Annotated in this window: 11 protein-coding genes and 4 tRNA genes; all 15 read left to right on the top strand. The window is 54.7% G+C overall.

Translation table 11 applies throughout. The annotated features are described in order from the left end of the window. Window positions 1-215: 215 nt before the first annotated feature. Window positions 216-1,175 (top strand): bifunctional biotin--[acetyl-CoA-carboxylase] ligase/biotin operon repressor BirA, encoded by a 960-nt coding sequence (gene birA / locus QMX98_RS07630; protein WP_282410500.1) that lies wholly within the window; start codon window positions 216-218, stop codon window positions 1,173-1,175. Then, a complete protein-coding gene (locus tag QMX98_RS07625) occupies window positions 1,165-1,914 on the top strand; it encodes a pantothenate kinase (RefSeq protein ID WP_010467247.1) in 750 nt (249 codons plus the stop codon). The genes birA and QMX98_RS07625 overlap by 11 nt, the downstream gene beginning before the upstream one ends. A 7-nt stretch (window positions 1,915-1,921) precedes the next feature. Beyond that, on the top strand, window positions 1,922-2,362 hold the full coding sequence (locus tag QMX98_RS07620) for a hypothetical protein (RefSeq protein ID WP_010467249.1): 441 nt from the start codon (window positions 1,922-1,924) through the stop codon (window positions 2,360-2,362). Between the two features lie 142 nt (window positions 2,363-2,504). Next, window positions 2,505-2,589, top strand: a tRNA-Tyr gene (locus QMX98_RS07615). A 24-nt stretch (window positions 2,590-2,613) separates the two neighbouring features. Next, a tRNA-Gly gene (locus tag QMX98_RS07610) sits at window positions 2,614-2,687 on the top strand. A gap of 27 nt (window positions 2,688-2,714) precedes the next feature. Continuing rightward, window positions 2,715-2,790: transfer RNA gene (locus tag QMX98_RS07605), tRNA-Thr, on the top strand. A gap of 83 nt (window positions 2,791-2,873) precedes the next feature. Beyond that, on the top strand, window positions 2,874-4,067 hold the full coding sequence (tuf, locus tag QMX98_RS07600; protein ID WP_010467251.1) for an elongation factor Tu: 1,194 nt from the start codon (window positions 2,874-2,876) through the stop codon (window positions 4,065-4,067). Between the two features lie 53 nt (window positions 4,068-4,120). Then, window positions 4,121-4,196 (top strand) — tRNA-Trp (locus QMX98_RS07595). A gap of 45 nt (window positions 4,197-4,241) precedes the next feature. After that, on the top strand, window positions 4,242-4,610 hold the full coding sequence (gene secE / locus QMX98_RS07590) for a preprotein translocase subunit SecE (RefSeq protein ID WP_008145488.1): 369 nt from the start codon (window positions 4,242-4,244) through the stop codon (window positions 4,608-4,610). 9 nt (window positions 4,611-4,619) lie between these two features. After that, window positions 4,620-5,153 carry a transcription termination/antitermination protein NusG gene (gene nusG, locus QMX98_RS07585; RefSeq protein ID WP_007896622.1) on the top strand — a complete coding sequence of 178 codons (534 nt, stop codon included), beginning with the start codon at window positions 4,620-4,622 and terminating at the stop codon, window positions 5,151-5,153. Window positions 5,154-5,270: 117 nt separating this feature from the next. Then, window positions 5,271-5,702 carry a 50S ribosomal protein L11 gene (gene rplK, locus QMX98_RS07580; RefSeq protein ID WP_003210097.1) on the top strand — a complete coding sequence of 144 codons (432 nt, stop codon included), beginning with the start codon at window positions 5,271-5,273 and terminating at the stop codon, window positions 5,700-5,702. Next, on the top strand, window positions 5,702-6,397 hold the full coding sequence (gene rplA, locus QMX98_RS07575; protein ID WP_007896626.1) for a 50S ribosomal protein L1: 696 nt from the start codon (window positions 5,702-5,704) through the stop codon (window positions 6,395-6,397). Before rplK ends, rplA begins: the two co-directional genes overlap by 1 nt. Before the next feature lie 198 nt (window positions 6,398-6,595). Then, window positions 6,596-7,096 carry a 50S ribosomal protein L10 gene (rplJ, locus tag QMX98_RS07570; protein WP_010467255.1) on the top strand — a complete coding sequence of 167 codons (501 nt, stop codon included), beginning with the start codon at window positions 6,596-6,598 and terminating at the stop codon, window positions 7,094-7,096. An 80-nt stretch (window positions 7,097-7,176) separates the two neighbouring features. Next, entirely contained in the window at window positions 7,177-7,542 is a 366-nt protein-coding gene (gene rplL / locus QMX98_RS07565) for a 50S ribosomal protein L7/L12 (RefSeq protein ID WP_077749256.1), read from the top strand. 220 nt (window positions 7,543-7,762) lie between these two features. Next, a complete protein-coding gene (gene rpoB / locus QMX98_RS07560) occupies window positions 7,763-11,836 on the top strand; it encodes a DNA-directed RNA polymerase subunit beta (protein WP_010467260.1) in 4,074 nt (1,357 codons plus the stop codon). Window positions 11,837-11,874 lie beyond the last annotated feature (38 nt).

Here is an 11,874-nt window from a genome sequence, read left to right as displayed (position 1 = left end):
TCCCGAACTCAGCAGTGAAACGATGCATCGCCGATGGTAGTGTGGGGTTTCCCCATGTGAGAGTAGGTCATCGTCAAGATTAAATTCCGAAACCCCTATCTGCGTATGCAGGTAGGGGTTTTGTTTTGTCCGCAGGAAAACCTGGCTCTCCGGGTTTCTATGCAACGGCCCGGGGCATGGCTATCATGCGGGCCTCATTGTGAGGCGAGACTTGCATGCTGACGTTGTTAAAGCTTCTTAAGGATGGCAAGTTCCATTCGGGTCAGGCCCTGGGCGTCGCCTTGGGCATCAGTCGTAGTGCGGTATGGAAGCAGCTACAGCATTTAGAAGCTGAGCTTGGCTTGTCTATCCACAAGGTGCGCGGACGTGGCTATCAATTGGCTACGCCACTGACGCTGCTTGATCCTGCCCGCATAAAAGAACAGGCGCCCTCGTGCGACTGGCCTATTCTGCTCTTCGACTCAATTGACTCCACTAATGCTGAAGCGTTGCGCGCAATACACCGAGGCCAGGCTGCACCATTTTTGGTGCTCTCCGAACGGCAGACTGCGGGTCGCGGCCGACGTGGGCGAAATTGGGCCAGTCCTTTCGCAGAAAACATCTATTACAGCCTCGTATTGCGCATCGAAGGTGGAATGCGTCAGCTTGAAGGGTTGAGTCTTGTGGTCGGGCTTGCTGTCATGCAAACGTTGAGAGATCTCGGTATCCCGGGCGCGGGCTTGAAGTGGCCCAACGATGTTCTGGTTGGTCAGAAAAAGATCGCCGGGATATTGCTCGAGTTGGTGGGTGATCCTGCTGATGTGTGTCACGTGGTGCTGGGTGTTGGAATTAATGTGAACATGCAGGCAACCGATGAGATTGATCAGCAATGGACATCCGTGCGGCTGGAGTCGGGCGGGGTGCTTGATCGCAATCACCTTGTCTCGCAATTAGGGTTGATGCTTCAGAAGTATCTGACCCGTCATCAGATTGATGGGTTTTCCGCCATTCAGCGGGAATGGGAGCAGAACCATCTTTGGCAAGGGCGGGCAGTCTCGTTGATTGCTGGTGTCAACCAGATTGATGGTGAGGTGTTGGGTATCGACAGCCAGGGTGCCTTACGCTTGAAGGTAAATGGTGTGGAAAAAGTCTTTAGTGGTGGTGAGCTCAGCCTGAGGTTGCGTGATGATTCTTGAGCTCGACTGCGGAAACAGTTTTATAAAGTGGCGCGTTCTCTATGCGGATGCCAAGCAGGTGTTTGGAGAGGGGGTGGTGGATTCGGATCTCGCGTTGCTGGAAAGCCTGAATCGACTTGAGGGGCTGTCCCTCAAACATTGTCGGTTGGTCAGCGTGAGAACGACCGAAGAGACTGCTGCATTGACTTCTCTACTGGCACAAACGTTCTCAGTGTCCGCGATATGTGCCGCGCCGGCGCGCGAGATGGCTGGCGTTCGAAATGGATACGAAGAGTTCGAGCGGTTGGGACTTGATCGATGGCTTGCGATGCTTGGTGGATTTCATCTTTCCCCAGGAGCCTGTCTGGTGCTCGATTTCGGTACGGCAGTGACTGCTGATTTTATTGCGGGGGACGGAGAGCATCTTGGCGGGTTTATTTGCCCTGGAATGCCTCTGATGCGCAACCAGTTGCGAACTCATACCCGTAAGATTCGCTATGGCGATATCGCAGCCGAGCGTGCGCTGGAAAGCCTCGTGCCTGGTCGCACAACTGTTGAGGCGGTTGAGCGTGGATGTTCGCTGATGTTGAGGGGGTTTGTCCTGACTCAGCTGGAAATGGCGCGTAGTTATTGGGGGGAGGATTTTGCGGTATTCCTCACGGGAGGCGATGCGACGCTCGTCTCTGAAATCGTACCGGATGCCAGGCTGGTTCCAGACCTGGTGTTTGTAGGTCTGGCGATGGCATGCCCTTTGTCTTGAGGTTCTTATGCGTTGGTTGTTCCTGCTGTTGCTGGTTCTCAATGTCTTCTATTACATCTGGCATCAACAAGAGGCCCCGCTGCGTGCGAAAGATGTAACGCCTTTGAGTTTGTATCGAGGATCGCACCAGGATATCCGTTTGCTAAGCGAGGCAGCTGATGCGGGGCGTGAGAAGGTAAAGTTGGCGTCGACCGATAGTGGCTGCCTTTATTTGGGTGGTTTCACCCGTCAGGAGGTCGCCCTGGCAGCTGAGCGCCGACTGGGTAGGATGGATATCAAAGTTCAAGCCTTGCCAAAAGACTCCTCTGATCCGTCTGGCTACTGGCTCCGTGTAGCACCTGAAAGCCGGCGTTTAGTGGATGATCTTCAGTTGCTAAACCTTTCCAAAGAATTCAATGAGTTAAAACATAAAATAATGCCGTGCGAGGGGGTTGCGCCTTCGGAATAGTTTGCATAGAATGGCGCCCGCTTCGCAGTGAAGACCTTTAACGGTCAGCGGTACGAAGCGGTGTCAACGCAGCTAACCTCAGGTTTTTAATGAGAAAATGCTTGACAGAAGGTCGGCATGATATAGAATGCCGGCTCGCTTAGGAGGGGTTCCCGAGCGGCCAAAGGGATCAGACTGTAAATCTGACGTCTACGACTTCGAAGGTTCGAATCCTTCCCCCTCCACCATTTTTAGCGAGAGCTGCAAGCTCCGCGGGTATAGTTTAGTGGTAGAACCTCAGCCTTCCAAGCTGATGATGCGGGTTCGATTCCCGCTACCCGCTCCAAGTTTGCAGGTCCTGCAAAGGCGTTACGCTCTTGTAGCTCAGTTGGTAGAGCACACCCTTGGTAAGGGTGAGGTCAGCGGTTCAAATCCGCTCAAGAGCTCCATATAACAAGGCAGATATGAAAATATCTGCCTTTGTTTTAATGGCTGGTATTACTGTTTAAATCTTCTGCTGGGGGTTGCTTCGATGGCTAAGGAAAAGTTCGAACGTAATAAGCCGCACGTCAACGTAGGCACCATTGGTCACGTAGACCACGGCAAAACTACCCTGACCGCTGCGCTGACCCGTGTCTGCTCCGAGGTTTTCGGTTCGGCAAAGGTTGACTTCGACAAGATCGATAGCGCCCCAGAAGAAAAAGCACGTGGTATCACCATTAACACAGCTCACGTTGAGTACGATTCGGCTGTGCGTCACTACGCACACGTTGACTGTCCAGGTCATGCCGACTACGTAAAGAACATGATTACCGGTGCTGCTCAGATGGATGGCGCTATTCTGGTTTGCTCGGCCGCTGATGGTCCGATGCCGCAAACCCGTGAGCACATCCTGTTGTCCCGTCAGGTTGGCGTTCCGTACATCGTTGTCTTCCTGAACAAGGCTGACATGGTTGACGATGCTGAGCTGTTGGAGCTGGTTGAGATGGAAGTGCGCGATCTGTTGAGCACTTACGATTTCCCAGGCGACGACACTCCTATCATCATTGGTTCGGCGCTGATGGCGTTGAACGGTCAAGACGACAACGAGATGGGTACCACTGCCGTCAAGAAGTTGGTCGAGACGCTGGATACATATATTCCGCAGCCTGAGCGTGCTATTGATAAGCCGTTCTTGATGCCGATCGAGGATGTGTTCTCGATCTCCGGTCGCGGCACTGTTGTGACTGGTCGTGTTGAGCGTGGCATTGTCCGCATTCAGGAAGAAGTTGAGATTGTTGGTCTTCGTGACACTGTCAAAACTACTTGTACTGGTGTTGAGATGTTCCGCAAACTGCTCGACGAAGGTCGTGCTGGCGAGAACTGCGGCGTTCTGCTGCGCGGTACCAAGCGTGATGATGTCGAGCGTGGCCAGGTACTGGTCAAGCCGGGCACAGTCAAGCCGCATACCAAGTTCACTGCTGAGGTTTACGTTCTGAGCAAGGAAGAAGGAGGGCGTCATACTCCGTTCTTCAAGGGTTATCGTCCACAGTTCTACTTCCGTACAACTGATGTGACTGGTAACTGCGAATTGCCAGAAGGCGTTGAAATGGTGATGCCAGGTGACAACATTCAGATGACTGTCACTCTGATCAAAACCATCGCGATGGAAGATGGCTTGCGTTTCGCTATCCGTGAAGGCGGTCGTACCGTCGGCGCTGGTGTCGTAGCCAAAGTTATCGAGTAAATTGTTGTAATGTCTTTTTCGGGCCGGCATAATGGTCGGCCTGATTTTGTTTTAGGTCAGTAGCTCAATTGGCAGAGCGACGGTCTCCAAAACCGTAGGTTGGGGGTTCGATTCCCTCCTGACCTGCCAGATTCACTTGGTGTGTCTGGCTTTCTTTTCACAGGATCTTCATAGATGACTCCTAAAGCTGAAGCTCAAGGCTCTCGCTTCGATCTGCTCAAGTGGCTTGTAGTAGTCGCCTTGGTGGTTGTTGGCGTTGTTGGCAATCAGTATTACTCTGCTTCGCCGATCCTGTACCGCGTACTTGCATTGCTCGCCATTGCTGCCGTAGCTGCCTTTGTAGGCCTGCAGACAGTCAAGGGCAAGTCTTTCTTTGTACTGGTTAAGGAAGCTCGCACCGAAATTCGTAAAGTCGTGTGGCCAACTCGCCAAGAAACCACGCAGACCACGCTGATTGTTGTGGCTGTTGTTCTGGTTATGGCGTTGCTGTTGTGGGGGCTTGATTCCCTGCTCGGCTGGCTTGTTTCCTTGATTGTCGGCTAAGGGTGTCCCGTGGCTAAGCGTTGGTACGTTGTGCATGCTTACTCCGGTTACGAGAAGCATGTCATGCGCTCGTTGGTAGAGCGCGTAAAGCTGGCTGGCATGGAAGATGGCTTTGGCGAGATTCTGGTTCCCACTGAAGAAGTGGTTGAAATGCGTAATGGCCAGAAACGCAAAAGCGAGCGCAAATTCTTCCCAGGTTATGTGCTGGTTCAGATGGACATGAATGAGGGTACTTGGCACTTGGTCAAGGATACTCCTCGGGTGATGGGTTTCATCGGTGGTACAGCTGATAAACCTGCGCCGATCACTGATAAAGAGGCAGAAGCGATTCTGCGTCGTGTTGCTGATGGTAGCGACAAGCCGAAGCCGAAGACGTTGTTCGAGCCGGGCGAGTCGGTACGTGTCAATGACGGGCCGTTTGCTGATTTCACTGGCACGGTCGAAGAAGTTAACTACGAAAAGAGCCGGATCCAAGTGGCAGTGCTCATTTTCGGTCGCTCTACTCCGGTAGAGTTAGAGTTCAGTCAGGTCGAAAAGGTCTAGCTGAGCAAGCATCCCAACCCCGCAGCCCTAGGCTGTGGGGTTTTGTCGTCACTGGGATAAACGCGCAAGTAACCGGGGAGCCTTTCGAGGCGTTCGAACCCGTAATTGGAGTGCCTCATGGCCAAGAAGATTACCGCTTACATCAAGCTGCAAGTGAAGGCCGCTCAGGCTAACCCAAGCCCACCTGTTGGTCCTGCTTTGGGTCAGCACGGCGTGAACATCATGGAATTCTGCAAGGCTTTCAACGCCCGTACTCAGGGTATTGAACCAGGTCTGCCGACTCCAGTGATCATCACTGTCTACAGCGACCGTAGCTTCACTTTCGAAACCAAGTCCACCCCTGCTTCGGTTCTGCTGAAGAAGGCTGCTGGTCTGACTAGCGGTTCCGCTCGTCCGAACACCGTTAAGGTTGGCACCGTGACCCGTGCTCAGCTGGAAGAAATCGCGAAAACCAAAAACGCGGATCTGACTGCAGCTGATATGGACGCAGCCGTGCGTACTATCGCCGGTTCTGCTCGTAGCATGGGCCTTAACGTGGAGGGTGTGTAATGGCTAAGTTGACCAAGCGTCAAAAGGCTATCGCCGGCAAAATCGAAGCGGGCAAGTCCTACAACTTTGTAGATGCTGCCGCCCTGCTGGCTGAGCTGTCGACTGTCAAGTTCAGCGAGTCGTTCGACGTTGCTGTAAACCTGGGTGTTGACCCGCGTAAATCTGACCAGGTTGTTCGTAGCGCTACTGTGCTGCCACACGGCACTGGCAAGACCGTTCGCGTAGCTGTGTTCACCCAGGGTCCAGCTGCTGAGGCCGCTCTGGCTGCCGGCGCTGACCGTGTAGGTATGGACGACCTGGCTGCCGAAATGAAAGGCGGCGACCTGAACTATGACGTAGTTATCGCATCCCCGGATGCCATGCGCGTTGTTGGTCAGTTGGGTCAGATCCTGGGCCCGCGCGGCCTGATGCCTAACCCTAAAGTCGGCACCGTAACGCCAGACGTAGCTACCGCGGTTAAAAACGCCAAGGCTGGTCAGGTTCGTTATCGCACCGACAAAAACGGCATCATTCACACCTCCGTTGGCAAAGTCGGCTTTGATGCCGTCAAGCTGAAGGAAAACGTTGAAGCCCTGATCGCTGATCTGAAGCGTATCAAGCCAGCTTCCTCGAAAGGTATTTACGTCAAGCGCGTTACCCTGAGCACCACCATGGGTCCAGGTCTGGTCATCGACCAAGGCTCGCTCGACGCGTAAGACACAGATTGGCGCAAGCGATTGCGCCAATTGAAAGATTGGGGTCCCTGCCTGGCGGGGGCTATCCAAGACCGTAGGCGACGCAAGTCTTAAACCTCAAGCCTACGCAGATGGTGCTCCCGGTTCCTTACCGAATCAGACACCAAAACGACATCTGGCCTCGGTTGGATGAAACGGTAACAAGCAGGAGTTTTTCCCGTGGCAATTAAACTTGAAGACAAGAAGGCCATCGTCGCTGAAGTCAACAAGGCTGCCCAAGTTGCTCTGTCCGCTGTCGTGGCTGATGCCCGTGGCGTAACAGTAGGCGCTATGACCGGACTCCGTAAAGAGGCTCGTGAAGCTGGCGTTTACGTACGTGTTGTACGTAACACCCTGCTCAAGCGCGCCGTTGCTGGCACTCAATATGACGTGCTCAACGACGTGTTCACTGGCCCGACCTTGATTGCATTCTCCAAAGAACATCCGGGCGCTGCTGCTCGTATCTTCAAAGAGTTCGCAAAAGGTCAGGATAAGTTCGAGATCAAGGCAGCTGCGTTCGAGGGCAAGTTCCTCGCGGCTAATCAGATCGACGTACTGGCAAGCCTGCCGACCCGTGACGAAGCAATTTCTCAGCTGATGAGCGTGATTCAAGGCGCAACCAGCAAATTGGCTCGTACTCTGGCGGCTCTTCGCGACCAGAAAGAAGCCGCTGCAGCCTAAGGCTGAGCGACACCTTTCAGCGTTTATTGTTTATTTCGACGGCCGCGTAGGCTGTCACCCCAATACAGGAATTTATAGTCATGTCTCTGACTAACGACCAAATCATCGAAGCAATCGGCGAAAAATCCGTTCTGGAAATCGTTGAGCTGATCAAGGCTATGGAAGAGAAGTTCGGCGTTTCTGCTGCCGCTGCTTCCGCTGGTCCAGCTGCTGTCGCTGCTGTTGTTGAAGAACAAACTGAATTCAACGTCATGCTGCTGGAAGCTGGCGAGAAGAAAGTTAACGTGATCAAGGCAGTACGTGAACTGACCGGTCTGGGCCTGAAAGAAGCCAAGGCTGTAGTTGACGGCGCTCCTGGCATCGTTCTGGAAGCTGTTTCGAAAGACGCAGCTGACAAAGCCAAAGCCACTCTGGAAGAAGCAGGCGCTAAAGTCGAGCTGAAGTAAGCATCGACTTTGCTCCTCCAGCCCGAGCGTTAAGCGAAAGGCTGATGGCTGGTGGCTCTTGCCACCGGCCTTTTTCCGTTATTGGCAGCCGACTGGGTCGATGCTGGTAACGAGCTGTAACCACCCGATGCGGTGGCGCAAACCATGGGGTTTGCACGATTTTCTGGCTGCTCCCGTCGGGAGGGGCCAAACAAGCAGGTGACCAAGCTGGGGAACGCTGATGGCTTACTCATATACTGAGAAAAAACGTATCCGCAAGGACTTTAGCAAGTTGCCGGACGTCATGGATGTGCCGTACCTCCTGGCCATCCAGCTGGATTCGTATCGTGAATTCTTGCAAGCGGGAGCGACTAAAGATCAGTTCCGCGACGTGGGCCTGCATGCGGCCTTCAAATCCGTTTTCCCGATCATCAGCTACTCCGGCAATGCTGCGCTGGAGTACGTCGGTTATCGCCTGGGCGAACCGGCATTTGATGTCAAAGAATGCGTATTGCGCGGTGTGACTTACGCCGTACCTTTGCGGGTAAAAGTGCGCCTGATCATTTTCGACAAAGAATCGTCGAACAAAGCGATCAAGGACATTAAAGAGCAAGAAGTCTACATGGGTGAAATCCCCCTGATGACTGAGAACGGTACCTTCGTAATCAACGGTACCGAGCGTGTAATCGTTTCCCAGCTGCACCGTTCCCCGGGCGTGTTCTTCGACCACGACCGTGGCAAGACGCACAGCTCCGGCAAACTGCTGTACTCCGCGCGCATCATTCCTTACCGCGGTTCGTGGCTGGACTTCGAGTTCGACCCGAAAGACTGCGTGTTCGTGCGTATCGACCGTCGTCGCAAGCTGCCTGCATCGGTACTGCTGCGCGCGCTCGGCTATACCACTGAAGAAGTGCTCGACGCGTTCTACACCACCAACGTTTTCCACCTGAGCGGCGAAACCCTCAGTCTGGAACTGATTGCTTCGCGTCTACGTGGTGAAATCGCTGTTCTTGATATTCAGGATGAGAAGGGCAAGGTCATCGTTGAGGCTGGTCGCCGTATTACTGCGCGCCACATCAACCAGATCGAAAAAGCCGGTCTCAAGACCCTGGAAGTGCCTCTGGACTACGTTCTGGGTCGCACTACCGCCAAGGCCATCGTGCATCCGGCAACCGGCGAAATCCTGGCAGAGTGCAACACCGAGCTGAACACCGAGATCCTGGCAAAAATTGCCAAGGCCCAGGTTGTTCGCATCGAAACTCTGTACACCAACGATATCGACTGCGGTCCGTTCGTTTCCGACACCCTGAAGATCGACTCCACCAGCAACCAATTGGAAGCGCTGGTCGAGATCTATCGCATGATGCGTCCAGGCGAGCCGCCAACCAAAGACGCTGCCGAGACTCTGTTCAACAACCTGTTCTTCAGCCCTGAGCGCTATGACCTGTCTGCGGTCGGCCGGATGAAGTTCAACCGTCGTATCGGTCGTACCGAGATCGAAGGTTCGGGCGTGTTGTGCAAAGAAGACATCGTCGCGGTACTGAAGACTCTGGTCGACATCCGTAACGGTAAAGGCATCGTCGATGACATCGACCACCTGGGTAACCGTCGTGTTCGCTGCGTAGGCGAAATGGCCGAGAACCAGTTCCGCGTTGGCCTGGTACGTGTTGAGCGTGCGGTCAAAGAGCGTCTGTCGATGGCTGAAAGCGAAGGCCTGATGCCGCAAGACCTGATCAACGCCAAGCCAGTGGCTGCGGCGGTGAAAGAGTTCTTCGGTTCCAGCCAGCTTTCCCAGTTCATGGACCAGAACAACCCGCTGTCCGAGATCACCCACAAGCGTCGTGTGTCTGCACTCGGCCCTGGCGGTTTGACTCGTGAGCGTGCTGGCTTTGAAGTTCGTGACGTACACCCGACTCACTATGGTCGTGTATGCCCGATTGAAACGCCGGAAGGTCCGAACATCGGTCTGATCAACTCCCTGGCTGCCTATGCGCGCACCAACCAGTACGGCTTCCTCGAGAGCCCGTACCGTGTGGTGAAAGACGCTCTGGTCACCGACGAGATCGTGTTCCTGTCCGCCATCGAAGAAGCTGATCACGTGATCGCTCAGGCTTCGGCCACGATGAACGACAAGAAAGTCCTGATCGACGAGCTGGTAGCTGTTCGTCACTTGAACGAATTCACCGTCAAGGCGCCGGAAGACGTCACCTTGATGGACGTATCGCCGAAGCAGGTAGTTTCGGTTGCTGCGTCGCTGATCCCGTTCCTCGAGCACGACGACGCCAACCGTGCGTTGATGGGTTCGAACATGCAGCGTCAAGCTGTACCAACTCTGCGCGCTGACAAGCCGCTGGTCGGTACCGGCATGGAGCGTAACGTAGCCCGTGACTCCGGCGTTTGCGTCGTGGCTCGTCGTGGTGGCGTTATCGATTCCGTCGACGCCAGCCGTATCGTGGTTCGAGTTGCTGATGACGAAGTTGAAACCGGCGAAGCTGGTGTCGACATCTACAACCTGACCAAGTACACCCGCTCCAACCAGAACACCTGCATCAACCAGCGTCCGCTGGTGCGTAAAGGTGATCGGGTTCAGCGTAGCGACATCATGGCCGACGGTCCGTCCACCGATATGGGTGAGCTGGCTCTGGGTCAGAACATGCGCATCGCGTTCATGGCATGGAACGGCTTCAACTTCGAAGACTCCATCTGCCTGTCCGAGCGTGTGGTTCAGGAAGATCGCTTCACCACGATCCACATTCAGGAACTGACCTGTGTGGCGCGTGACACCAAGCTTGGGCCAGAGGAAATCACTGCAGACATCCCGAACGTGGGTGAAGCTGCACTGAACAAGCTGGACGAAGCCGGTATCGTTTACGTAGGTGCTGAAGTAGGCGCAGGCGACATCCTGGTTGGTAAGGTCACTCCGAAAGGCGAGACCCAGCTGACTCCGGAAGAAAAACTGCTGCGTGCCATCTTCGGTGAAAAAGCCAGCGACGTTAAAGACACCTCCCTGCGCGTGCCTACCGGCACCAAGGGTACCGTCATCGACGTACAGGTCTTCACCCGCGACGGCGTTGAGCGTGATGCTCGTGCACTGTCGATCGAGAAGACTCAACTCGACGAGATCCGCAAGGACCTGAACGAAGAGTTCCGTATCGTTGAAGGCGCCACTTTCGAACGTCTGCGTTCCGCTCTGGTCGGCCACAAAGCCGAAGGCGGCGCCGGCCTGAAGAAAGGTCAGGACATCACCGACGAAGTTCTCGACGGTCTTGAGCATGGTCAGTGGTTCAAACTGCGCATGGCTGAAGATGCTCTGAACGAGCAGCTTGAGAAGGCTCAGGCCTACATCGTTGATCGCCGCCGTCTGCTGGACGACAAGTTCGAAGACAAGAAGCGCAAACTGCAGCAGGGCGATGACCTGGCTCCAGGCGTGCTGAAAATCGTCAAGGTTTACCTGGCAATCCGTCGCCGCATCCAGCCGGGCGACAAGATGGCCGGTCGTCACGGTAACAAGGGTGTGGTCTCCGTGATCATGCCGGTTGAAGACATGCCGCACGATGCCAATGGTACTCCGGTCGACGTCGTCCTCAACCCGTTGGGCGTACCTTCGCGTATGAACGTTGGTCAGATCCTTGAAACCCACCTGGGCCTCGCGGCCAAAGGTCTGGGCGAGAAGATCAACCGGATGATCGAAGAGCAGCGCAAAGTCGCTGAGCTTCGTAAATTCCTCGACGAGATCTACAACCAGATCGGCGGTCGTAACGAAGATCTGGATAGCTTCTCGGACCAGGAAATCCTGGATCTGGCGAAGAACCTGCGTGGCGGCGTTCCAATGGCCACTCCAGTGTTCGACGGCGCCAAGGAAAGCGAAATCAAGGCCATGCTGAAACTGGCAGACCTGCCAGAGAGCGGCCAGATGCAGCTGACCGACGGCCGTACCGGCAACAAGTTCGAGCGCCCGGTTACTGTTGGCTACATGTACATGCTGAAGCTGAACCACTTGGTAGACGACAAGATGCACGCTCGTTCTACCGGTTCGTACAGCCTGGTTACCCAGCAGCCGCTGGGTGGTAAGGCGCAGTTCGGTGGTCAGCGTTTCGGGGAGATGGAGGTCTGGGCACTGGAAGCATACGGTGCTGCTTACACTCTGCAAGAAATGCTCACAGTGAAGTCGGACGATGTGAACGGCCGTACCAAGATGTACAAAAACATCGTGGATGGCGATCACCGTATGGAGCCGGGCATGCCCGAGTCTTTCAACGTGTTGATCAAGGAAATTCGTTCCCTCGGCATCGATATCGATCTGGAAACCGAATAACACGTGACGCGAATCGAGAGCGGGGCAGGATTGCCCGC

This window comes from Pseudomonas sp. PS02303 (assembly GCF_029959925.1).
Taxonomy (GTDB): Bacteria; Pseudomonadota; Gammaproteobacteria; order Pseudomonadales; family Pseudomonadaceae; genus Aquipseudomonas; species Aquipseudomonas mandelii.
This window is presented reverse-complemented; position numbering and strand designations above follow the sequence as displayed.